This window comes from Streptomyces sp. NBC_01478, assembly GCF_036227225.1.
Taxonomy (GTDB): domain Bacteria; phylum Actinomycetota; class Actinomycetes; order Streptomycetales; family Streptomycetaceae; genus Streptomyces.
The window spans coordinates 9559311-9581164 of sequence record NZ_CP109444.1 but is presented as its reverse complement, the minus strand read 5'-3'; the positions used below and the strand labels follow the sequence as shown (position 1 = coordinate 9581164).

The 21854-nt window shown below is 70.5% G+C and carries 19 protein-coding genes; 10 read left to right on the top strand and 9 right to left on the bottom strand.

All coding sequences use genetic code 11. The annotated features are described in order from the left end of the window. Nucleotides 1–1398, top strand: coding sequence for an OFA family MFS transporter (locus OG223_RS42865; protein ID WP_329261198.1), 1398 nt, complete (start codon nucleotides 1–3; stop codon nucleotides 1396–1398). Between the two features lie 71 nt (nucleotides 1399–1469). On the opposite strand, the gene OG223_RS42860 is transcribed toward OG223_RS42865, so the two are convergent. The 4 genes from OG223_RS42860 to OG223_RS42845 all read right to left on the bottom strand — a co-directional run bounded on the left by OG223_RS42860 (nucleotide 1470) and on the right by OG223_RS42845 (nucleotide 4867). Then, nucleotides 1470–2147, bottom strand: coding sequence for a GntR family transcriptional regulator (locus OG223_RS42860; protein ID WP_329261195.1), 678 nt, complete (start codon nucleotides 2145–2147; stop codon nucleotides 1470–1472). Between the two features lie 178 nt (nucleotides 2148–2325). Beyond that, on the bottom strand, nucleotides 2326–3264 hold the full coding sequence (locus OG223_RS42855; protein ID WP_329261193.1) for a beta-ketoacyl-ACP synthase III: 939 nt from the start codon (nucleotides 3262–3264) through the stop codon (nucleotides 2326–2328). 150 nt (nucleotides 3265–3414) lie between these two features. Next, nucleotides 3415–3549 carry an MFS transporter small subunit gene (locus OG223_RS42850; RefSeq protein WP_317881296.1) on the bottom strand — a complete coding sequence of 45 codons (135 nt, stop codon included), beginning with the start codon at nucleotides 3547–3549 and terminating at the stop codon, nucleotides 3415–3417. After that, a complete protein-coding gene (locus tag OG223_RS42845) occupies nucleotides 3518–4867 on the bottom strand; it encodes an L-lactate MFS transporter (protein ID WP_329261190.1) in 1350 nt (449 codons plus the stop codon). The genes OG223_RS42850 and OG223_RS42845 overlap by 32 nt, the downstream gene beginning before the upstream one ends. Nucleotides 4868–5219: 352 nt before the next feature. Here OG223_RS42845 and OG223_RS42840 point away from each other — a divergent pair, with 352 nt between their 5' ends. The 3 genes from OG223_RS42840 (at nucleotide 5220) to OG223_RS42830 (ending at nucleotide 7903) form a co-directional block, all read left to right on the top strand. Next, nucleotides 5220–6191, top strand: coding sequence for a 2-dehydropantoate 2-reductase (locus OG223_RS42840; protein WP_329261188.1), 972 nt, complete (start codon nucleotides 5220–5222; stop codon nucleotides 6189–6191). A 145-nt stretch (nucleotides 6192–6336) separates the two neighbouring features. Then, entirely contained in the window at nucleotides 6337–7221 is an 885-nt protein-coding gene (gene fdhD, locus OG223_RS42835; RefSeq protein ID WP_329261185.1) for a formate dehydrogenase accessory sulfurtransferase FdhD, read from the top strand. Nucleotides 7222–7636: 415 nt separating this feature from the next. Continuing rightward, nucleotides 7637–7903: an SDR family oxidoreductase gene (locus tag OG223_RS42830; protein ID WP_329261183.1), complete on the top strand. Its 267-nt coding sequence runs from the start codon at nucleotides 7637–7639 to the stop codon at nucleotides 7901–7903. A gap of 210 nt (nucleotides 7904–8113) precedes the next feature. Here the strand turns inward: OG223_RS42830 and OG223_RS42825 are convergent, their stop codons facing one another. Both OG223_RS42825 and OG223_RS42820 read right to left on the bottom strand, forming a co-directional pair. Next, complete coding sequence (locus tag OG223_RS42825; RefSeq protein WP_329261180.1) at nucleotides 8114–8662, bottom strand: isochorismatase family protein; 549 nt, start codon at nucleotides 8660–8662, stop codon at nucleotides 8114–8116. 19 nt (nucleotides 8663–8681) lie between these two features. After that, nucleotides 8682–9131, bottom strand: a complete 450-nt coding sequence (locus tag OG223_RS42820) for a MarR family winged helix-turn-helix transcriptional regulator (RefSeq protein WP_329261177.1) — start codon at nucleotides 9129–9131, stop codon at nucleotides 8682–8684. Nucleotides 9132–9298: 167 nt separating this feature from the next. Between OG223_RS42820 and OG223_RS42815 the strand changes: the two genes are divergently transcribed. The 3 genes from OG223_RS42815 to OG223_RS42805 all read left to right on the top strand — a co-directional run bounded on the left by OG223_RS42815 (nucleotide 9299) and on the right by OG223_RS42805 (nucleotide 13507). Further along, nucleotides 9299–10216, top strand: a complete 918-nt coding sequence (locus OG223_RS42815; protein ID WP_329261174.1) for a quinone oxidoreductase family protein — start codon at nucleotides 9299–9301, stop codon at nucleotides 10214–10216. A gap of 140 nt (nucleotides 10217–10356) precedes the next feature. After that, nucleotides 10357–12258 (top strand): sialidase family protein, encoded by a 1902-nt coding sequence (locus OG223_RS42810; RefSeq protein WP_329261172.1) that lies wholly within the window; start codon nucleotides 10357–10359, stop codon nucleotides 12256–12258. A 10-nt stretch (nucleotides 12259–12268) separates the two neighbouring features. Continuing rightward, nucleotides 12269–13507 (top strand): hypothetical protein, encoded by a 1239-nt coding sequence (locus OG223_RS42805; protein WP_329261169.1) that lies wholly within the window; start codon nucleotides 12269–12271, stop codon nucleotides 13505–13507. On the opposite strand, the gene OG223_RS42800 is transcribed toward OG223_RS42805, so the two are convergent. Then, nucleotides 13440–14510, bottom strand: coding sequence for a bile acid:sodium symporter family protein (locus OG223_RS42800; RefSeq protein ID WP_329261166.1), 1071 nt, complete (start codon nucleotides 14508–14510; stop codon nucleotides 13440–13442). The two genes, OG223_RS42805 and OG223_RS42800, sit on opposite strands and share 68 nt — an antisense overlap. Nucleotides 14511–14697: 187 nt before the next feature. Between OG223_RS42800 and OG223_RS42795 the strand changes: the two genes are divergently transcribed. Continuing rightward, the gene (locus OG223_RS42795; RefSeq protein ID WP_329261163.1) at nucleotides 14698–15567 is read left to right on the top strand and encodes a LysR substrate-binding domain-containing protein; all 870 of its coding nucleotides are present in this window, start codon (nucleotides 14698–14700) and stop codon (nucleotides 15565–15567) included. A gap of 205 nt (nucleotides 15568–15772) precedes the next feature. On the opposite strand, the gene OG223_RS42790 is transcribed toward OG223_RS42795, so the two are convergent. Further along, complete coding sequence (locus tag OG223_RS42790) at nucleotides 15773–16918, bottom strand: DUF3500 domain-containing protein (protein ID WP_329261161.1); 1146 nt, start codon at nucleotides 16916–16918, stop codon at nucleotides 15773–15775. A gap of 223 nt (nucleotides 16919–17141) precedes the next feature. After that, nucleotides 17142–18155: an Lrp/AsnC family transcriptional regulator gene (locus tag OG223_RS42785; protein ID WP_329261158.1), complete on the bottom strand. Its 1014-nt coding sequence runs from the start codon at nucleotides 18153–18155 to the stop codon at nucleotides 17142–17144. Between the two features lie 108 nt (nucleotides 18156–18263). Here OG223_RS42785 and OG223_RS42780 point away from each other — a divergent pair, with 108 nt between their 5' ends. Together OG223_RS42780 and OG223_RS42775 are read left to right on the top strand one after the other, a co-directional pair. Further along, nucleotides 18264–19757 carry an MFS transporter gene (locus tag OG223_RS42780; RefSeq protein ID WP_329261156.1) on the top strand — a complete coding sequence of 498 codons (1494 nt, stop codon included), beginning with the start codon at nucleotides 18264–18266 and terminating at the stop codon, nucleotides 19755–19757. A 260-nt stretch (nucleotides 19758–20017) separates the two neighbouring features. Then, nucleotides 20018–21844, top strand: a complete 1827-nt coding sequence (locus OG223_RS42775; RefSeq protein WP_329261154.1) for an AMP-dependent synthetase/ligase — start codon at nucleotides 20018–20020, stop codon at nucleotides 21842–21844. Nucleotides 21845–21854 lie beyond the last annotated feature (10 nt).

Here is a 21854-nt window from a genome sequence, read left to right as displayed (position 1 = left end):
ATGACCGCAGATCCCATCACCACGAACGAATCCGGCGCCGCGAACCGTCCCTACCGTGAAGTGACCGACGCCAACGGCCGCATATACCGCGTCGGCGAGACCGACCGCGACATCCTCGGCCACTCACGCAAGATCATGATCTACCTCCCCTGGATCGCCATGATGGCGATCAGCGTCTTCGAGTACGCGTACGGCTCCGCGGAGGACACCCTGTCCAGCGCGCACGGCTGGACGCAGAGCAACACCTTCTGGATCCTGAGCATTTGGGTCTTCTTCCAGGCCGGCATCGCCTTCCCGGCGGGTTGGCTGCGGGAGAAGGGCATCCTCACGGCCCGCAAGGCGATGTACATCGGCTCCGTCATGTGCGTGATCGGTTTCCTCGCGCTGTCCCACCTGGACAACGTGTGGCTGGCGATCGTCGGCTTCGGCGTGATCGGCGGTGTCGGCGCCGGCCTCGTCTACGCGACCTGCATCAACATGGTCGGCAAGTGGTTCCCCGAACGGCGGGGCGCCCGCACCGGGTTCGTCAACGGCGGCTTCGCCTACGGGTCGCTGCCGTTCATCTTCATCTTCAACTACGCCTTCGACACCGGGAATTACCACCGGGTCCTGGATCTGATCGGCTGTTACATCTTGATCGTGGTGTTCGGGTGCGCGTTCTTCTTCAAGGACCCGCCGAAGAACTGGTGGCCCGCCGACATCGATCCGCTGACCTACGGCGGCAACGACAAGAGCGCGACGAGTCTCGCCAAGAACCCGCCCGCCGTACGGCAGTTCACCCCCAAGGAGGCCATCCGCACCGGCATGCTGCCGCTGATGTGGCTGTCGATCGTGCTGACCGCCGGGGTGTCGATCTTCGGGATCTCCTTCCAGGTCGACTTCGCCAAGGACGTCGGCTTCGGTCCGCTGGTGGCGGCCTCCTCGATGGGCGTCATGGCCGTCATCAACGGCATCGGCCGCGCGGTCGTCGGCTGGCTGTCCGACCTCTGGGGCCGCAAACTCACCCTGGTCTTCGTCATCTTGGTCCTGGGCCTCGCCCAGTTCGGCGTGATCTGGGCCGGACATCTGCGCAGCGAGTGGCTGTTCCTGTTCTTCGCCTTCCTCTCCGGCTTCGGCGGCGGTGCGTTCTACCCGATGTTCGCGGCCCTGACCCCGGACTACTTCGGCGAGAACTTCAACGCCACCAACTACGGCCTGGTGTACAGCGGCAAGCTGATCAGCGGCCTGTTCGGCGGCGGCCTCGGCTCGATGGTGGTGGCGGCCTGGGGCTACAACGGCGCGTACGCGCTGGCCGGCGGAGTCTCGATGGTGGCGGCGGCGATCGCGCTCCTGCTGCGCCAACCCGGGCGCGGGGACAGGGAGTTGACCCGGGTTCCCCAACCACAGCCCGCGGCCTGACAGTTCGCCCCACCGCACCGGCGCAGACCTGCCCGATGGCCCTCCTCGATACGGGAGGGCCATCGCCCGGCTCAGGACTTGGCGCGCTCGTGATACGACCGCCGGGTGTGCTCGGTGTGTTCACGCATCAGCAGGCTGGCGCGCAGCTCGTCGCGGGCCGCGATCGCGTCGATCAGACGACGGTGCTCGATCCAGGACGTCAGACCGCGCTGACGGGCCACCGGCGTGTAGTACCAGCGGACCCGGCGGTCGACCTGCGCGGCGAGTTCGCCGAGGACGGCGTTGCCGGCCAGCTCCATGACCTTCGCGTGGAACCGTGCGTTCATGGCGACGGCGGCGTCCACGTCGTCGGCGTCGACGGCGCGCTCGCCCTCCGCGCACAGCTCCTCCAGGACGGCGATGCCCGCCTTGCCCGCGTTGACGGCGGCGAGCCGGGCGGCCTCGGCCTCCAACAGCGTGCGTACGGTGAGGAGTTGGTCGGCCTCCTCCTCCGTCGGCTCGTGCACGAAGGCGCCCTGGGCGGGCCGCAGATCGACCCAGCCCTCGGTGTTGAGCCGCTGCAGCGCCTCGCGCACCGGCTGCCGGGACACTCCGAGGTGCCCGGCGAGTTCGCTCTCGACGAGATGCTGGCCGGGCTGCAGCGCGCGGGTGGTGATGAGTTCGAGCAGCGCCTCGTAGACACGGTCGCGCAGCGGGCCCGGTCGTTCGAGCTTGGGCACCGCCCCCTGCGGCAGTCCTTGCGACAACATCGCGGTCCCCCTCCTGGGCAGCACCAGCTTTTTGTACACAGCGGACAGTAGACAGCAGTCAGTGGCCGTAGGACCAAGTATCGATTGTCTTTCGTCTACAGTCTACGGCGCACAGTAGCCACGGGGTGCGGGAGTCGGCCTCGTCACATCCGTCGACGCGGGCGAGCGTATGCGCAGGTCACGGGCAGCGGACGACCTGGCCGGCGTAGGACAGGTTCCCGCCGAAGCCGAACAGCAGGACCGGGTCGCCGGTGCGGAGGGCGCCCTGTTCGACGAGTTTCGAGAACGCGAGGGGGATGCTGGCGGCGGAGGTGTTGCCCGATTGGACGACGTCGCGGGCGACGACCGCGTTGACGGCGCCGATCTTCTCGGCGAGGGGCTCGATGATGCGCAGGTTCGCCTGGTGGAGGACGACGCCGGCGAGGTCGGCCGGGGTCAGACCGGCCTTCTCGCAGGCCTTGCGGGCGATGGGCGGGAGCTGGGTGGTGGCCCAGCGGTAGACGCTCTGGCCCTCCTGCGCGAATCGCGGGGGCGTGCCCTCGATCCGTACCGCGTGCCCCATCTCGGGCACGGAACCCCACAGCACCGGTCCGATGCCGGGTTCGTCGGCGGCCTCGACGACGGCGGCCCCCGCTCCGTCGCCGACGAGGACACAGGTCGTACGGTCGCTCCAGTCGGTGACCTCGGACATCTTGTCGGCGCCGATGACCAGGGCCCGTACGGCCGCTCCCGCGCGGACGGCGTGGTCGGCGGTGGCCAGGGCGTGGGTGAAGCCGGCGCACACGACGTTGATGTCCATGGCGGCGGGCGACGGGATGCCGAGGCGGGCGGCGACGCGGGCGGCCATGTTCGGGGAGCGGTCGATGGCCGTGGAGGTGGCGACGAGGACCAGGTCGATGTCCCCGGGCGTCAGGCCGGCGGCGGCGAGGGCCTTGGCGGCGGCGTGCGCGGCCAGCTCGTCGACGGGTTCGTCGGGCCCGGCGATGTGGCGGGTCTTGATGCCGACCCGGGAGGTGATCCACTCGTGGCTGGTGTCGACCATGCCCGCCAGGTCCTCGTTGGTGAGTACCTTGGCGGGCTGGTAGTGGCCGACGGCGGCGATCCGCGTGCCGTTCATTGGGTGGTCCCCCTCGTTGCCTTGGGTAGCGGGATCAACCAGTCTTGCCAGTGACTCGCGGGTACGGCGGCAGGTGATGCCACAGGAAACTGCCGTCCGGGTTGTCGGCTTCTGTCATCCGTCCCGGGATCGACGGTGTTGACCGGACATTCAGCCGGTGAAGAGCTGCTTCGCCTTGAGGATCAGTTCGTACACGCCGTACACCAGTGGCGCGCCCACCCAGAGCCAGGCGAAGGCGATCAGTGGCCGTCGGTCAGGCGGGCTCTGACTGCTGTCGTTCGACATCGGCGGCCTCCCTCGGGGCGGGGATGTGGTGGCGGGCGTCGACGGGCCGGACGAGTTCGTTGGCGACGAACCCGATGACGAGCAGCCCGATCATGATGAGGAAGGAGGTGTCGTAGAGGGCGGCGCCGTGTTTGCCGGCGTCCTTCTGGTGGTCGGCGATCCAGTTCACGATCAGCGGGCCGAGGACGCCGGCCAGGGACCAGGCGGTGAGCAGCCGGCCGTGGATCGCGCCGACCTGGTAGGTCCCGAAGAGGTCCTTGAGGTAGGCGGGCACGGTCGCGAATCCGCCGCCGTAGAAGGAGAGGATCACCAGGGCGCACAGGATGAACAGCGGTTTCGAGGAGTCGCCGAACAGTGCGATGAGCGCGTACATGACCGCGCCGACGCCGAGGTAGACGCGGTAGATGTTCTTGCGGCCGATCAGGTCGGAGGTCGACGACCAGCCGATACGGCCCGCCATGTTGGCCGCGGAGAGCAGCGCGACGAAGCCGGCGGCGGCCGACACCGAGACCGGTGTGGAGGTGTCCGCGAAGAAGTCCGTGATCATCGGGGCGGCCTTCTCCAGGATGCCGATGCCCGCGGTCACGTTCATGCACAGGACGACCCACAGGCACCAGAACTGCGGTGTGCGGACGGCGCTGTTGGCGGAGACCTGTATGCCGGAGAGGACGCTGGGTGTGTTCGCTGCGTCCTTGACGTCAGCCTTGAGGTCCGCCGTGCGCGGCACCCGCACGAGCAGCACGCCGAGTGTCATGAAGACCGCATACGAAAGACCGAGTACGAGGAACGACTGGGCGATGCCGGTGTTGTCGGAGCCGAACGACTTCAGCATCTGGGCCGACCACGGGGAGGCGATGAGCGCGCCGCCGCCGAAGCCCATGATGGCGATGCCGGTGGCCATGCCGGGGCGGTCCGGGAACCACTTGATCAGGGTCGAGACCGGTGAGATGTAGCCGATGCCGAGGCCGATCCCGCCGACGAAGCCGTAGCCGAGGACGATCAGCCAGAACTGCTTCGTCTCCGCACCGAGCGCGGAGATCAGGAAGCCGGAGGAGAAGCAGATGAGGGCGACGGTCATCGCCCAGCGCGGGCCGTTGCGTTCGACGAGGGTGCCGCCGAACGCGGCCGACAGGCCGAGCATGACGATCGCGAGCTGGAAGGGCAGCGCGCTCTGTGTGCCGCTGAGGTTCAGGGAGGATTCGAGCGGCGGCTTGAAGACACTCCAGGCGTAGGCCTGGCCGATGGAGAGGTGCACCGAGAGAGCGGCGGGCGGAACCAGCCAACGGCTCCACGCCGGGGGTGCGACTGGGGGACTCATGATCCCGGACGGTAGGGAGTGACAAGGGAGTTGAGAAGGCGGCGCGTCGACCGTATGCGTTGAGCGGTATGCAGAGTGCGCCGAACGGTCGGCGCGGGGGCACCTTCTCGGCGTCGAACACCCTTGATTCCGGGAGCAGTTGCCGTACGAGGGGACCCGTCGCCGTCCCGTCGGCGCCATGGGCTCGGCGTCGGCGGCGTTCGGCTGCCTGCACACAGTCTCCGCGCGGACCCTTGCCGACCCATCTTCCATACTGTAGACAATATTTCGTCGACAGTGTTCGGCATCCATGCTCCGCGACCGTCTCGCTTCCACCTCCGCGGTACTCCCTCGACCGAACGGAGAGTCTCCGGTGAAAGTCGCAGTCCTCGGCGCCGGTGCGATCGGCGCCTATGTCGGCGCCGCGCTCCACCGCGCGGGCGCCGATGTGCATCTCGTCGCCCGTGGACCGCATCTCGCGGCCATGAGGCAGCACGGCGTCCAAGTGCTCAGCCCGCGCGGCGACTTCACCGCCCGCGCCCATGCCACCGACGACCCGGCCGAGATCGGCCCGGTCGACTTCGTCCTCCTCGGTCTGAAGGCCAACTCGTACGCGGCGTGCGGGCCGCTGATCGAGCCCCTGCTGCACGACACCACCGCGGTCGTGGCCGCCCAGAACGGCATCCCCTGGTGGTACTTCCACGCGCACGGCGGCCCCTACGACGGGCAGCGCATCGAGAGTGTGGACCCGGACGGCGCGGTCAGTGCGGTGCTCGCGCCCGAACGGGCCGTCGGCTGTGTCGTCTACGCGGCAACCGAGCTGGCGGGACCGGGAGTTGTGCGCCATCTCGAAGGCACCCGGTTCTCGATCGGGGAGCCCGACCGGAGCGTCTCGGCGCGGTGTCTGGCGCTGAGCGAGGCCATGCGGGAGGGCGGGTTGAAGTGCCCGGTGGAGCCGGAGCTGCGCAACGACATCTGGCTCAAGCTGCTCGGCAACATCTCCTTCAACCCGATCAGCGCGCTGGCCCGCGCCACGATGCGGCAGATGTGTCTGCACGGCGGTACCCGCAAGGTCATCGAGATCATGATGACCGAGACGCTGTCCGTCGCCGGGGCCCTGGGCTGCGAGGTCGGTGTCTCCATCGAGCGGCGGCTCGCGGGCGCGGAGCGCGTCGGCGACCATCGCACCTCGACGCTCCAGGATCTGGAGCGCGGCAAGCCGCTCGAACTCGACGTACTCCTCGCGGCCGTGGTCGAGTTGGCGGAGATCACGGGTGTGGAGGTGCCCACCCTGCGCACCGTGCACGCCATCTCCGACCTGCTCGCGCTGAGAAGTGCCGCATGAGGTGCCGCATGAGGTGCCGTACGAGGAGGCGCGGGTGGGCCGCGAGCTCACTTCGCGCGTGCAGGACAATGAAGGCGTGAGGGTCACCTCCGCAGCAAGGGCCGTTTCGGCTGCCAGCACGTACAGAACCGGGGCTGATCAGGACATGGGACGAGTCACGGAACGACGCAAGGTGATCCGGATCCGGGACGGCGCGGTCTCCAGCCGCCCGGACACGCTCGTCGCCGAGGAACCCCTGGAGATCCGGCTCAACGGCAAGCCGCTCGCGATCACCATGCGCACACCGGGCGACGACTTCGCGCTCGCGGCCGGGTTCCTGGTCAGCGAGGGTGTACTGGCGAACGCATACGATCTGCAGAACATCGTCTACTGCGCGGGGGCAACGGGTGGGGGCCCCTCCCGCTCGAGCGGAGCCGAGAGTGGGGGAGGTTCGAACTCGTACAACGTGGTGGACGTACGGACCGCTCCGGACGTGGTGATTCCGGACATCACGTTGGAGCGGAACGTGTATACGACGTCCTCGTGCGGTCTGTGCGGCAAGGCGAGCCTGGACGCGGTCCGTACGACGGCACGCTGGCCCATCGCCGACACTCCCCCGGTCCGTGTCGAGCCCGCACTGCTCGCGAGCCTCCCCGACCGGCTGCGCGCGGCCCAGCGGGTCTTCGACCGGACCGGGGGTCTGCACGCGGCGGCCCTGTTCAGCGAGGAGGGCGAGCTGCTGGACGTACGGGAGGACGTGGGCCGGCACAACGCGGTCGACAAGCTGGTCGGCCGGGCCCTGCAGAACGGTGACCTGCCGCTGTCCCGGGTGATCCTGCTGGTGTCGGGCCGGGCCTCCTTCGAGCTGGCGCAGAAGGCAGTCATGGCGGGCATCCCGATGCTGGCGGCGGTGTCGGCACCCTCGTCGCTGGCCGTGGACCTCGCGGCGGAGACGGGTCTGACCCTGGTGGGCTTCCTGCGGGGCAGCAACATGAACGTGTACGCGGGCGAGGACCGTATCGCCCTGCGGGCCGCGGCCGCCCAGGGCTGAGCCCCCGCCCCGCGTCACGGCGGCGGGGCCCCGACCGGCGGGGAGCGCCCCCTGCGCCGCAGGGGCCCCGCCTCAGTACTGCGGGCCCTGCGGGGACCGTCCCCCTGTCTCGCCCCTGCGGGCCGTGCGAGCCCTACGACCCGGCACCTGTGCCTCAGCCCCGAGCGCCCTGCGAAGCCCGCGCCTCGACACTTGGCTCCGCCCTGCACATCCCGTGCCCCGTCAACCGTGCGGCCCCGGCGAGGCTCGCGCCCCACGTCAGCCCTACGAGCCCGCGCGAGGACCGCGTCTCGCCCCACCCCTCCCAACCCTGGCAAAGATCGCGCCCCTGCCTCAGCCCTGCGCACCCCGGCGAAGACCGCGCGTACACGGCCGTGAAGTACGGCGCTCCGTCGATCCGGGGGGGGGCGGTTCCGTGGCCCTGACCACGGGCGCCGCCAGACGGAGGTCGTTGCCGGGCACGACCGTCGCCGGCGCGCTGTGCGGGGCGATGGAACCGCTGACCCGGGCGCTGGCTCCGGAGCCGGCGCCGCTGCGGTTCAACGTGGTCGCCCCGGGTGTGGTCCGCACCGATCTGTGGCGGGAGATGGGTGAGAAGCACCGGGGCGGGCTGTTCGAGTCCGTCGCCGGGTCGCTCCCGGTCGGCCGGATCGGGGAACCGGAGGACATCACCGACGCGTAGCTGTATCCGATTCTGTATTCGATGCGCGGCGGCTACAGCACCGGTTCGACGGTGGTCGTGGACGGCGGCACGGTCCTCGTCCAACCGCTCCGCCGCCCGAGTCGGGCACCCGGCGCGAAGCCCACATCGGGCACCTGGCGCGAGGCCGAGCCGAGCCGAGCCGAGCCGAGCCGAGCCGACCAGCGTGGACCGCCCGGCGCGCAGCCCGCCTCAGCCGCCCGTCCCGAAGCGCACCTCCGTCGCCGTCACCACCGAGCCCAGTCGCGGGAAGTCGAGCCTGACCGATGCCTGGTGCTCGGCCGCGGTGAGTGCGCTCAGGGCGTCCTCGACGAAGACGAGCCGATAGCCGAGGTCGCCGGCGGCGCGGGCGGTGGACTCCACACCGAGGTTGGTGGCGATCCCGCCGAACACCAGGGTGTCGACGCCCCGTTCGCGCAGGCGTTCGTCAAGTCCCGTGCCCTGGAAGCCGCCGATCGTCCGCTTCACGATCTCCACGTCCCCTTCCCGGAACAGCCCGGCGGCGAGTCCACTGCCGGCGGGCTGCTCGGCGATGCCGGGACGTTCGACCCGGACGAGGACGACGAGCGCGCCGGCGGAACGGAAGCGGGCGGCCAACTCCTCGGCCACGGCGAGGACTTCGGTGCCCTTGTACGGTTCGAGCGGCAGCGCGACGATGCGGTCCATCAGGTCGACGAGGACCAGGGCGGTGCGCTCGGGGTCGAGGGCGAGCCGGGGTTCGGGAGTCTGCGGTGGGGTCATGACGGAACGTTAGCCGCCATCAGCCGTCCGTACCGGAGATCCGGATCAACAGGCCCATGAACTGGTCGCGTTCGGCCGCCGCCAGCGGGGCGAGGAGCTGTTCGTTGGCCTCGCGGGCCGCCTTCTCGCAGCGCTTCAGCAGCCGTGCGCCCTCGGTCGTGAGCGACACCGCGTTCTTGCGGCGGTCCTTCGGGTCCGGCTCCCGTACGACCAGGTGCGCGGCCTGGAGGTCGTTGAGGACGCCGACCAGATCCTTGGGATCGAGCCCGACGCCACGGCCGAGGTCGGCCTGGGCGACGGGCGCGAGGTCGCGGACGGCGGAGAGCACGACGTGGTGCCACATCTTCAGCCCTTCGGCGGCAAGGGCGTCGGCGACGAGGGCCCGGCCGCGGGCGGCGGCTCGACCGAGGAGCCAACTGGGGAGGGAGCGGATCGCGGCGAGGGGTGCGGGGAGCGGTGTTTCGGCCATGCGGGCAGCCTAGCGAAAAGTCATTGGACTTCCCAACGAAACCCCGAATACCATGGGGACTCCCAACGACTTCCACCTGTTGCCATCTGCTGCCACCACTGCCCCTGCCGCCTCTACTCCCCCTGCTGCTGCCACCCCCTCCCCTGCCACCACTCCCTGGAGGTGCGATGCGTCGCGTCCGGTACGAGTCCACCGGCGGCCCGCTGTTCCTGGAGGAGACCCCCGTCCCCGCACCGGGCCCCGGCGAACTCCTCGTCCGTACCGAGGCGATCGGCGTCACCCTGCCCGTCGTCCGCAAGGTCACCGAGACCGCCGAGCCGATCCCGCTCGGCGGCGAGATCGCGGGCGAGGTGGCCGCCGTAGGACAGGGCGTGACCCGCTTCCGGGTGGGTGAGCGGGTGACCGGGCTCTGCTTCGGGCACGGGTACGCCGACTTCGCGGTACTTCACGAGGCCATGGCCTCCTCCGTGCCCGATGCCGCGTCGGCCGTCGACGCGGTCGCGCTCGTCCGCAGCGGACTGGTGGCCCTGGGCACACTGGACGCGGCCCGCCCCGAACCGGGCGAGGCCGCGCTGATCACGGCGGCGGCGAGCGGAGTCGGCCATCTCGCCGTGCAGTTGGCGAAGGCGCGCGGCGCGGGACGGGTCGTGGGCGCGGTCTCCGATCCGGCGAAGGCGGGCTTCGTGCGCGCGCTGGGCGCCGACGAGGTGATCGCCTACGGCAGCCCGGACTGGGGCGACCCCGTCGACTACGTACTCGACGCGGTGGGCGGCGAGTTGCTCACCCCGGCGGTGGCGGCGCTCGTCCCGGGCGGGCGGCTCGTGGCGTACAGCTCGGGCGGCGGGACGATCCAGGCCTACGACCTTCTCGTGGGCGCCAAGTCCGTGATCGGGTTCCAGATGGCGCGGATCGCGCGCGGGCGGCCGGAGTTGTGCGAGCGGTGGCGGCGGGAGCTGTGGCGGCTGTTCGCGGAGGGTGCCCTGAAACCGGCGGTGCACGGGGAGTTCGCGCTGGCGGACGCGGCGAAGGCGCACGAGGTGATCGAGTCGCGGAGCAATCTGGGCAAGGTTGTGCTGCGCCCCTGACAGGCCCCGTCGGCCCTGACACTCCGTCACCACCGGTGCACGCTTCTTGTGAGGCACGGGAGGCCCCAACTAACGTCTGTGACGCGCCCGTTGGACGTGGGATGTCCGAATGTCCGGATAAATGAAGGGCAGGTCGCTCCATGCCGTCAAGGCTTCGCACACGTCTGAGATCCACCCTGACCGCCGCACTCACCCTGGCCGCGCTGCTCGTGCTCCCGAGCCCGGCGCACGCCACCGCCCAAACCGCTTCCACCTCCACCGCCTCCGCCCAAACCGCCTCCCCCACCCCCGAGTTCGACCAGCAGGTCCTCTTCAAGGCTCCCCAGGACGCGGGGTACGCCTGCTTCCGGATCCCGGCCGTCGTGAGGACGGACGAGGGCACACTGCTCGCGTTCGCCGAGGGCCGGATCCTCAACTGCGGTGACGCCGGCGACATCGACATCGTCGTCAAGCGCTCCACGGACGACGGCCGCACCTGGAGCCCGCTGCGGGTCGTCAACCACGGCGACGGCGACACCCACGGCAACCCGGCGCCCATCGTGGACCGTCGGACCGGCCGCATCCTGCTCGCCGAGACGTACAACACGGGCCGTACGGACGGCGCCGGTTGCTCGGTCCCCTGCGACCGCACCCCTCACCTCCAGTACAGCGACGACGACGGTCTCACCTGGTCGCAGCCGCGTGACCTGAGCGACGAGATCCTGCCCCCGAACTGGAACTCCTGGTACGCCACCGGCCCCGTGCACGGCATCCAGCTCACCCGCGGCAAGCACAAGGGCCGGCTCGTGTTCGGCGTCAACACCGAGACCTGGGACGGCAGTCGGGTCACCGCGAACAACGCGGCGCTGATCGTGAGCGACGACGGCGGCGACCACTGGAGGATCGGCGCCACCGACTCGTACCCGATCGCGGCCGACGGGACCTGGCGGCAGAAGCCGTCCGAGGTGACGCCGAGCGAGCGCACCGACGGTTCGATCCTGGTGAGCGGCCGTGAGCAGGACGGCACCGACCTCGGCCACCGCACCCAGGCGGTCAGCCGCGACGGCGGCGACAGCTTCACCGCGCCGTTCCGCGACCTGCCCGACCTGTACGCCCCGCAGGTCCAGTGCTCGACGCTCGGCGTCGGCTCCCGCACTCTGCTGGCCTGCGACGCCGACCCGGACCGCCGCCGGACGATGATGATCCGCTCCTCCTACGACGGCGGCCGCACCTGGGACAGCGTGGACCGCGGCACGGTCGTGACGAAGGACTGGTCGGGCTACTCCGACATGGCGCGGATCAGCGGCGACACGGTGGGGCTGCTGTACGAGGGCGGCGCGGTGACCGCGACCGACGAGATCCGCTTCACCCGCTTCAACGAGGCCTGGCTGCAACCGCGTCGCGGCCCGGACCCGACGACCGCCGACCTCGCCCCGCACGCCCGACGTGCGGCGGTCCTCGGCGGCGCCCAGGAGACGGACGGCGTGTCCGGCGGCGCCCTGTCCTTCGACGGCGTCGACGACGCGGTACGGCTGCCGTACAGCGACCGACTCCCGCTGGGGACAAAGGACTTCACGGTGTCCCTCTGGTTCCGGTACACCGCCACGACGGGCGATCAGCCGTTCCTGTGGACGGGTGGGGTCGGCACCACCCAGCCACAGGTCTGGCTGCGCGGTGAGCCCGCGGGCAACCATGTCCGGGCGCTGATCACCACCCGGGTCGGCGCGACGACCGTCCACACCACCTCCGTGGTCACCGTCGGCGCCTACAACGACGGCCAGTGGCACAGGGCCGTACTGCGGCGCGGCGGTGGGCAGTTGACGCTGTCCGTCGACGGTACGGCGGTGAGCACGGCGGACATCGTGGGCTCCGTCAGCCGCAACTCGCCGTTCGGCGTGCACATCGGCCAACGCATGGACAGCATGCAGTACTTGACCGGGTCGATCGACGAAGTCCACGTCTGGGACCGGCTGTTGACGGACGACGAACTGGCCGCGCCGCGGCCCGCCACCGCCGGGACCGTCCTGTGGCTGCCCATGGACCATGTGAGCGGCAGCCACTAACGTCCCGGGCGTGCCCGAGGACCGACGAGCACGACAGCGGACGGGAGCCGGGGTCGGCCTGCTGCTGACCCTGGTTCTCGCGGCCGTGCTGCTCACCGCCCTCCCCAAGGACCACGACCGGGAGGGCGGCGGCGCGTGCACGGCCGCCGCGGTGCGCTCCTGGTCGAACGACACGAGGCTCACCAACTCCTTTGCCGCGTACGGCGACGACGAGTCCCGCACCGACGACTGGACCGGCGGCGACGGCACCCACTCGGTGCGGCTGCCGGACGGGCGGGTGCTGTGGCTGTTCTCCGACACCTATCTCGGCCAGGTGCACGGCCCGCCCAACCCGGTCGGCGAGTCGTACGCCTGGCGCGACACCACCGCGCCCCTGGTGCGCAACTCGGCGGTGGTGATGCGCGACGGGCGCCCTCAACTCACGCTTCCCGCCCCGCTGTTCCCCGATCCGGGCCCGAACGAGTGGCGTTGGCCGGTGGCGGCCCGCGTCGAGCCCCGCTCCCCCGGTTCGGCCGAGTCGGTCGTACGGGTGCTGCTGTGGACACGGACGGCCGGACCGTACCCGTGGATCTACGGCGTTCCGACCGCGACCGAGGTGGCCACGCTGTCGCTGCCGGAACTGCGGGTGGAATCGATCGTGAAGGTCTTCGACCAGCAGTTCGTCCAAGACCCTTCGCGGCGGGTGCAGTTCGGGACGACGGCGGTCGCGGTGGGCGGCTGGACGTATGTGTTCGGCGGGAACGACGCGCAGGCCGCGGCCCGGCCGACCTCCTCGGCGTATGTGGCGCGGGTGCCGGAGGGGCGGCTCGGGGAGCCGGGTGCCTGGGAGTACTGGGACGGCTCCGCGTGGACGGCCCGGGCGGGGCCGCGAGCGGTGCTCGGGGACGGTCGGCACACGGGTGTGGGCAGCGCGTTCTCGGTGGTGCGGGACGGCGGGACGTACGTCCTGTTCACGATGGCGGCGGGCAGCCGGGGGCTGACCACCGTGACCTCGTACTGGGCCTGTTCGCCCGTCGGGCCGTGGCACGGGCCGACCAGGAGTTTCAGCCCGCCGCTGCCGCCGGGGCAGGTCGCCGCGTACAACCCGCAGACCCATTCCGCGCTCGGCGACGGCGGCCGGATCGTCCTGAGCTACGACGTCAACTGGCTGGACGCGACGGCCACTTCGGCCGCCTGGAACCTCAGCCGGAACGTGTCGCTGTACCGACCGCGGTTCGTGACCCTGCGGTTGGGGCCGCCGTCTCGATGACCTCGGGCTGCGGATCGCGGGCGCGGCGCTTGGCGATGACGGCGCACACCATCAACTGCATCTGGTGGAAGAGCATCAGCGGCAGCACGGCGAGGGAGGCGTGGGCGCCGAACAGGACGCTGGCCATGGGCAGTCCGGAGGCGAGGGACTTCTTCGAGCCGGCGAACTGGATGGCTATCCGGTCCTCCCGGTCGAAGCGCAGCGCCTTGCCGCCGTACCAGGTCAGGGTGAGCATCACGGCGAGGATGACGGCCTCGACGGCGAGCAGTGCGCCGAGGCGGGCCGCGCTGACCTGGTGCCAGATGCCCTGGACCATGCCCTCGCTGAACGCGGTGTACACGACGAGGAGGATCGAGGCGCGGTCGACGTAGCCGAGGACCTTCTTGTGCCGGGTGATGAAGCCGCCCACCCGTCGCCCACCACCACCCTGCTCGACGCGCTTCGCGCGGCCCCCTTCAATTCCGCAGCGCCGCAGCACCTGCCCGGCCAGGAACGGCACCAGGAGTTGCAGCACGATCTTGACGACGGAGTCGGCGGAGAAGCCGCCCGCGTCGCCGCCGAGCAGGGCGGCGGCGAGCAGCGGGGTGATGACGATGCCGGCGAGGGAGGAGAAGGAGCCGGCGCAGATCGCGGCGGGTACGTTGCCGCGCGCGATCGAGGTGAACGCGATCGACGACTGGACGGTCGACGGGACGAGGGTGAGGAAGAGCAGCCCCTGGTAGAGGGGGTGGGTCAGGAGCACCGGGACGAGACCGCGGGCGGCCAGGCCCAGCAGCGGGAAGACGACGAAGGTGCAGGCAAGGACGGTGGTGTGCAGCCGCCAGTGCTTGAGCCCGTCCAGTGCCTCACGGGTCGACAGCCGGGCGCCGTAGAGGAAGAAGAGGAAGGCGATCGCGGCCGTGGAGGCGCCCGAGGCGATGTCTGCGCCCGTGCCTCTGGCGGGGAGGAGTGCGGCGAGGCCCACCGTCCCGAGGAGCAGCAGGATGTAGGGGTCGATCGGCATCCGACTCGGCCATCGCAGGCGTTTCACTGTGCTCCACTACTTCGCTGTACGTCCGGTCCGTCGTCCGGCGCGGACTCGTGCCCTCCCCATCCTCCTCTCCGGCTTCTTGATCGGGAATCCGTCATACCGCTCTGACTGTCATCATGTTTCGCGATGACCGGATGCGTTGTATGCCATGGTGTATGCCATGTACGACCTCTCTCACCTGCGGACCTTCCTCGCGGTGTCCCAGACCCTGAGTTTCACGCAGGCCGCCCGGCGGCTCGGGCTGCGTCAGTCGACGGTGAGCCAGCATGTGCGGCGGCTGGAGGACGCGACGGGACGGCAACTGTTCACCCGGGACACGCACTCCGTGGAGCTGACCGAGGACGGCGAGGCGATGCTCGGCTTCGCGCGCCGGATCCTGGAGGTGCAGGAGCAGGCGTCGGCGTTCTTCACCGGCACCCGGTTGCGCGGCCGGCTGCGCTTCGGCGCGTCCGAGGACTTCGTCCTGACCCGGCTGCCGGAGATCCTGGAGGGCTTCCGGTACGAGCATCCCGAGGTCGACCTGGAGCTGACGGTCGAGCTGTCCGGCACGCTGCACGAGCAACTGGCCGCCGGGAAGCTGGACCTGGTGCTGGCGAAGCGGCGGGCCGAGGATCCGCGGGGTGAACCGGTCTGGCACGACAAGTTGGTGTGGATCGGTGCGGAGCGGCTCCGGCTGGACGTCGATCGCCCGGTGCCGCTGATCGTCTATCCGCCGCCGGGGATCACGCGGGCGCTCGCCATGGAGGCGTTGGAGCGGCAGGGGCGGGCCTGGCGGATCGCGTGCACGAGCGGCAGCCTGAACGGGCTGATCGCCGCCGCCCGGGCGGGACTCGGGGTGATGGCGCACTCGAAGGGGTTGGTGCCGCCGGGACTTGTGCGGGTGCCGGAGCGGGCGGGGCTGCCGGAGCTGGGCGAGGTCGACTTCGTGCTGGTCCACGGGCGGCGGCGGGTTTCGGCGCAGGGGGCGGCGGACGCGCTGGCGGCGGCGATCCTGGCGGGTGGGGATCGGCTGCATCGGCGGGGTCCGTAGCTCCGTATTTTCTTTGCGGAAGACTCCGGCGGCGACTCCGGCGGCGACTTTTTTCGCAGCCCGAAAGAGGCGGGTGAATTACTTGGACTGCACCGGCGGGAATATCGTCGGCGGTGAATTCCTCGACCGGTCGCGGGGAAATGTGCGACAGCGGGCGGCGCTGCCGGGAGCAGCGCCGCCCGTTATGCCGGCTGGCGGGTCAGGTTCAGGAGAAGGAGAACTCTCCTCCGTAGTCGGTTTCGTGGTCGCGGTAGACGCTGCTGTAGTTGAGCCGGCTGGTGTCGACTACGCCGTCCTGGACCGAGAACTCGATCCAGACACCGGGTCCATCGATGCGTACGTAGTCGCCCGCGGTGTCCAGTGCGCTGGTGCCGGAGTACGAGATGTAGGTGTCGTCGAGCTCCGACTCGTAGGTGCTCAGGGTGGACGCGGCGGTCGTGTCGTCCGCGGCCTCGACCCAGGGCTCGATGGCGTCGAGGATCAACTGCTGCTGGTCGTCGGTGAGTTCGCCGGCCGCGAGGCCCTCCTTGGCGTCGGGGAAGGCGCCGTCGTCGTCCGGGCCGAGCACCACGTCGGTGGTGGAGTCGGAGAGCGTCGCCTCCGTCAGCTCGTCGTCGGTCAGGCCTTCGAGCATGGACACCAGGCCGTCGTGCATCCCGGAGAGGGGTGCGTAGGTGGTGTCGTCGTCGGTCCAGGTGGTGGGTTCGACGCCGACGAAGTACGGGGTGGCGCCTTCGACCTCGCCGTCCTTGTAGGTGAGGTTCACGGCCAACTGGTCGCCGCCGAAGTGCAGTTGCCAGGTGCCGGTGGTGCTCGGGGTGCCCAGGAAGGCGAGGTAGTAGTTGCCGCTGCCGTAGCTGCTGTCGGTCTCGCCGAGGACGTCGTCGGCCGCCAGGATCTGGGAGATCTGGTCGTAGCCGGTGTCGTCGCCGGTGCCGGTGGCCGCCTCGACGACCGCCTTGGCCGCGTCGAGCTGGGTGTCGCTGAGCGAGCTGAGTTCGATGCCGACCCGGCAGGTCGCACCGCAGGAGAGGTTCGACCAGGCGGTGGCGTTGGCCTGCGTGAAGTCGAGGAGTACGTCGGCCTGTTGGTCGTCGTCCAGGGTGTTCAGGAAGGTGGTGGCGGCGTCGAGCACGTCCGAGACGTCCGTGCCCGTGCCGGTCGATCCCGTGGGCTCGGGCACGGGGGCGGACGCGGATGCGGGGGTGGAGGGGGACGTGGATCCGGGGTCGGACGGGGAGGTCGATCCGGGGTTCGACGGGGATGCGCTGCTGGACGGCTCGGACTGGACGGACGCGGCGTTCGCGTTGGCGTACAACCCTCCTCCGAGGAGGGCCGTGGCCGCCGCCAAGGCCGCCACCACCTTCCGGTGCCGACCCAGAGTCCTGCGGTGAGCGTTTTTGGTCTTCAATTCCATATCCCCTTCAGGGGTCGCGCCCGGAGAACTTCCGAAGATTTTCTCCAGCACTGGAAAAGATCTTTCGGGAAATCCCTGCGGCTTCGGTTTGGACAAGCCACATTCGATGCCCGAACACTGTGACTCACATCTCCGAGTGCTTGGTTTTGCGCATGATTTATCTTGAACTTACTTTGAGGGTGGGCGAGTTGAGGGGGAGCGTCCGGTACGTGAGCTGTTTGACCCGGCGCAGGAACGGGCTCGCCTCCACGTGCCGCACCCCGTCGAGCTGCCCCAGGGGTCCGCTGAGGTAGTCGTACAGCCCCGCCGTGTCCTTCACGACGGCCGTCACGACGATGTTGGAGGTACCGGCCGTCGCGGACGCGTAGGCGACCTGGTCGTGGGTGGCCAGTGCCTCGCCGACCGAGTGCAGTGCCGCGGGGGTCGCCGTGATCCACAGCACGGCCGCGCGCGCGTAGCCGAACACCTCCGAGTCGTACTCGATGTCGATGTAGACCGCTCCGGAGCCGATCAGTGAGGCGAGCCGGCGTTTGACGGCGGACTCGGAGCGGCCGCTGGCGCGCTGGAGTTCGGGGTAGCCGGCACGTCCGTCCCGTTCGAGTACGGCGATCAGGGTCTCGTCCCCGGGGTCGATGCGGGCGGGGCCCGACGGTGGCGCCGGTTCGGGGAGCAGGGCGGCGATCTGGTCGTCGGCGAGCACCTTGAAGCGGCGCAACCAGCCCGTGGGGCCGCCGTAGAAGCGGTGCAGCATCTGGTGGGCGCGGATGTCCAGGACGCTGGGGGTGCGCGGGAGTTTGCCGAGCAGGAGGTCGTCGTAGTCGCCGGGGCTGCGCGGGCGGGTCAGGCAGACGATCTCGGTGCCGCCGGAGGCGAGGCCGATCCAGGCGGTGTCGGGGCGTCTGGCGAGGGCGTCGGCGATGTTGAGGGCGTTGTCGGGGGCGCAGCGCAGGCGGAGCATCCACTGGTCCTGGCCGAGGCGTTCGGCGTCCCGGATGGCGACGACGCGGAGGCCGGCCTCGGCGGTGAGCCTGCGGTAGCGGCGGGCGACGGTCTGGTCGGAGGCGCCGAGGACCGTGCCGAGGCGACTGAAGGAGGCGCGGCCGTTGAGCTCCAGGGCCATGAGCAGTTGCAGGTCGAGCCGGTCCAGGGTGTCGGATTCCATCTCCTGCATGGCCGCTCCTGTCGGATTCCGGCGGTGAGGCGGCCGACTCGGTGCCGATCGTCCGGGTGGCGCCCATCGTACGGAGAACTGCACAGCCCGGACAGGGGAGTTGAGGGCATGCGTACATGGGGGCCGCTGACGGCGGTGTGCCTGGGCACGTTCATGTTGTTGCTGGATGTGACGATCGTGGTGGTCGCGCTGCCGGACGTGGCGCGGTCGTTGCACGCGTCGTTGAGTGATCTGCAGTGGGTGGTCGACGGGTACGCGCTGGCGTTGGCCGCGTTGCTGCTGGGGGTCGGTGCCGCGGCCGACGCTCTGGGGCGCCGGCGGGTGCATGTGGTGGGGGTGGTGCTGTTCGCGGTGGCGTCGCTCGCGTGCGGGCTCGCGGACGGGCCGGGCGCGCTCGTGGCCGCGCGGGCCGTGCAGGGGGTGGGGGCGGCGGCGATGCTCGCCACGACGCTGCCGTTGCTGGCCTCGGTGTATCAGGGGCGGCAGCGGTCGGTGGCGCTCGGGGTGTGGGGCGCGGTGAGCGGTGGGGCCGCTGCGGTCGGGCCGGTGCTGGGCGGGGTGCTCACCGAGGGGCCGGGCTGGCGGTGGATCTTCTTCGTGAACCTGCCGGTGAGCGTGGCCGCGGTGTGGCTGACGCTGCGGGTGGTGCCGGAGTCGCGGGGAACGCGCGGGATGCGGGTCGACTGGCTGGGCACGGTGGCGTTCGCGGGGTTCGCGGGCGGGGTGACGTACGCGGTGGTGCGGGCCGGCGAGGACGGCTGGGGTGCGCGGCCCACGCTCGTCTCCTTCGCGGTCTCGGCGCTCGCGCTGGTCTGTTTCGTGCTGGTGGAGCGGCGGGTGGCGCACCCGCTGCTGGATCTGGCACTGCTGCGCAAGCCGGCCTTCGTGGGGGTGATGGCGGGGGCGCTCGCGTTCAACGGGGTGGCGTTCGGCGGGATGCCGTATCTGTCGATCTGGCTGCAGACGGTGCTGGGGATGAGCCCGGTGCGCGGCGGGCTGACGCTGCTGCCGCTGACGGGGGCGGCGGTCGTGGTGTCGGTGCTCGCGGGGAAGCTGCTGCACGGGGTGCCGGCCCGGCTGACCATCGGCGGCGGGCTGCTGCTGATCGGCACGGGGTGTTTCTGCCAGGCCGTCCTGGACGCCGGTTCGGACTGGACGACGCTGGTGCCGGGGCTCGTGCTGGTGGGCGTCGGCACGGGGCTGGTGGCGCCGGGGATCGCCGGGGCGGCCCTCGCGGCGGTGCCCGCGGAGCGGGCGGGCATGGCGGGCGGCGCGGTGAACACCGTGCGGCAGTTGGGGTTCGCGCTCGGCGTCGCCGTGTCCGGGACCGTCCTCACCTCGCGGATGCGGGACACGCTCCCGCACGACGCGGCGCACACGCTGGCGGGCGGCGGGGCCGGGGCGTTGCGCGGGACGTTCTCCGAGCACGCGCTGCGGGCCGCGTTCGCGTCGGGGCTCGACTCGGTGTTCGTGACGGCCGGGTTCGTCGGGACGGCGGCGGGCGCGCTGGTGCTCGCCCTGGTCAGGGCGGGTCGCGCGGAGCGGACGAGCGGCACGGCGGGAGTGACGGAATCCGCCGTGCGGACGCTGAGCGGGGAGTAGACGGCGTCGCACGGATGACGTCGGACGACCGGGACGCGGGCGGTGACCGGGTCGTACAGATTCAGTGGAGATTACGGGGCCGAAACCTACGGAACCGTAAGGATTTCTGTCCGACCCTTCCCCTTGTGAGGGCATTTTCCGCCGCTGACCAGTGCGGACGTGAGGATCGCTCGCTTTCCGGCCCCCTCCCGCCCTTCCGTCCGGTGGGGTAGCTTTCACGGCGCTGTCAGGGGAGTGCCAACAGGAGCGGGGAGCGGGGTTTGCGCGAGTTCAACAACCCTCCGTTGGCGTTGGCACCGCCGGTGGGCGGTCTGGCCGACGTCGTCTTCGAGCGTGCCCAGGACGACCCCCTCCATGTCTCCCTCGGCCGCAAGGACGAGCAGGGCGAGTGGCGGGACGTGACCGCCGCCGAGTTCCGCGACGAGGTCCTCGCCCTCGCCAAGGGCCTGCTCGCGCGAGGCGTCCGCTTCGGCGACCGGGTCGCGATCATGTCCCGTACCCGCTACGAGTGGACGCTGTTCGACTTCGCGCTGTGGACGATCGGCGCCCAGGTGGTGCCGGTCTACCCCACGTCGTCGGCCGAGCAGTGCTTCTGGATGCTGCACGACGCGCAGGTCTCGGCGGCGATGGTCGAGCACGAGGACCACGCGATGACCATCGCCACCGTCATCGACCGGCTCCCCGCGCTGCACCAGTTGTGGCAGCTCGACACGGGTGCCGTGCAGGAGTTGTACGACGCCGGCGCGCATCTGGAGGACGAGGTGGTGCACCGGCACCGCCAGGCCGTGACCCCGGACTCGACCGCGACGATCATCTATACGTCGGGGACCACGGGGCGCCCCAAGGGCTGTGTCATCTCGCACGGCAACTTCATGTACGAGGCGGACACGGTCATCGACACCTGGGAGTCCGTCTTCCACTCGAAGAAGGGCGACGAGGCGGCGACCCTGCTGTTCCTGCCGCTGGCGCACGTCTTCGGGCGGATGGTGGAGGTCGCGGCGATCCGCGGCGGGGTCCGTTTCGGACACCAGCCGCAGCTCAACGCGGCCGTCCTGCTGCCCGACCTGGTCGCGTTCCGGCCGACGTTCATCCTCGCCGTGCCGTACATCTTCGAGAAGGTCTTCAACGCGGCCCGCCGCAAGGCGGAGAAGGACGGCAAGGCCGGGCCGTTCGAGAAGGCCGTGGAGATCGCGGTGAAGTACGCGGACGCGGTCGAGGAGAAGGCCTGGGGCATCGGTCCCGGCCCGTCCGCCGGGCTGCGGATGCAGCACCAGCTCTTCGACAAACTCGTCTACTCCAAGGTGCGGGCCGCGATGGGCGGCCGGATCCGCAACGCCATGTCCGGCGGGTCGGCCATGGACCGGCGGCTCGGACTGTTCTTCGCGGGCGCGGGCGTCCAGATCTACGAGGGCTACGGCCTCACCGAGTCGACGGCCGCCGCGACCGCCAACCCTCCCGAGCGCACCCGCTACGGCACGGTCGGCCAGGCGATCCCGGGGGTAACCGTGCACATCGCGGACGACGGCGAGATCTGGCTGAACGGCCCCAACATCTTCCAGGGCTATCTCAACAACCAGAAGGCGACCGACGAGACCCTGCACGACGGCTGGCTCGCCACCGGTGACCTCGGCTCGCTCGACGAGGACGGCTATCTGACCATCACCGGGCGCAAGAAGGAGATCCTGGTCACCTCGGGAGGCAAGAGTGTCGCGCCGGGGCTCCTGGAGGAGCGGGTGCGGGACCATCCGCTGGTCTCGCAGTGCATCGTCGTCGGCAACGACCGCCCCTATGTCGCGGCCCTCGTCACCCTCGACCACGAGGCCGTCGAGCACTGGCTCACCATGCGCGGCAAACCGCGGTTGTCCCCCGCGGAGTTGGTGCGGGACGGCGACCTGGAGGCCGAGGTGCGGCGCGCGGTGGTGGCCGCCAACACCCTGGTCTCGCAGGCCGAGTCGATCCGCACCTTCCGGATACTGGCCCAGCCGTTCACCGAGGAACACGGTCTGCTGACCCCGTCCCTGAAGCTGAAGCGCAAGGCCATCGAGAACACGTACGCGAACGAGGTCGACGCGCTGTACCGGGCCTGAACTCCCCCTC

Bases quoted from the DNA above. Each gene is read 5' to 3' on its own strand.
- OG223_RS42865 (WP_329261198.1), top strand. From the start codon at position 1: ATGACCGCAGATCCCATCACCACGAACGAATCCGGCGCCGCGAACCGT.
- OG223_RS42860 (WP_329261195.1), bottom strand. From the start codon at position 2,147: ATGTTGTCGCAAGGACTGCCGCAGGGGGCGGTGCCCAAGCTCGAACGA.
- OG223_RS42855 (WP_329261193.1), bottom strand. From the start codon at position 3,264: ATGAACGGCACGCGGATCGCCGCCGTCGGCCACTACCAGCCCGCCAAG.
- OG223_RS42850 (WP_317881296.1), bottom strand. From the start codon at position 3,549: ATGTCGAACGACAGCAGTCAGAGCCCGCCTGACCGACGGCCACTGATC.
- OG223_RS42845 (WP_329261190.1), bottom strand. From the start codon at position 4,867: ATGAGTCCCCCAGTCGCACCCCCGGCGTGGAGCCGTTGGCTGGTTCCG.
- fdhD (WP_329261185.1), top strand. From the start codon at position 6,337: ATGGGACGAGTCACGGAACGACGCAAGGTGATCCGGATCCGGGACGGC.
- OG223_RS42825 (WP_329261180.1), bottom strand. From the start codon at position 8,662: ATGACCCCACCGCAGACTCCCGAACCCCGGCTCGCCCTCGACCCCGAG.
- OG223_RS42820 (WP_329261177.1), bottom strand. From the start codon at position 9,131: ATGGCCGAAACACCGCTCCCCGCACCCCTCGCCGCGATCCGCTCCCTC.
- OG223_RS42815 (WP_329261174.1), top strand. From the start codon at position 9,299: ATGCGTCGCGTCCGGTACGAGTCCACCGGCGGCCCGCTGTTCCTGGAG.
- OG223_RS42810 (WP_329261172.1), top strand. From the start codon at position 10,357: ATGCCGTCAAGGCTTCGCACACGTCTGAGATCCACCCTGACCGCCGCA.
- OG223_RS42800 (WP_329261166.1), bottom strand. From the start codon at position 14,510: ATGCCGATCGACCCCTACATCCTGCTGCTCCTCGGGACGGTGGGCCTC.
- OG223_RS42795 (WP_329261163.1), top strand. From the start codon at position 14,698: ATGTACGACCTCTCTCACCTGCGGACCTTCCTCGCGGTGTCCCAGACC.
- OG223_RS42785 (WP_329261158.1), bottom strand. From the start codon at position 18,155: ATGCAGGAGATGGAATCCGACACCCTGGACCGGCTCGACCTGCAACTG.
- OG223_RS42780 (WP_329261156.1), top strand. From the start codon at position 18,264: ATGCGTACATGGGGGCCGCTGACGGCGGTGTGCCTGGGCACGTTCATG.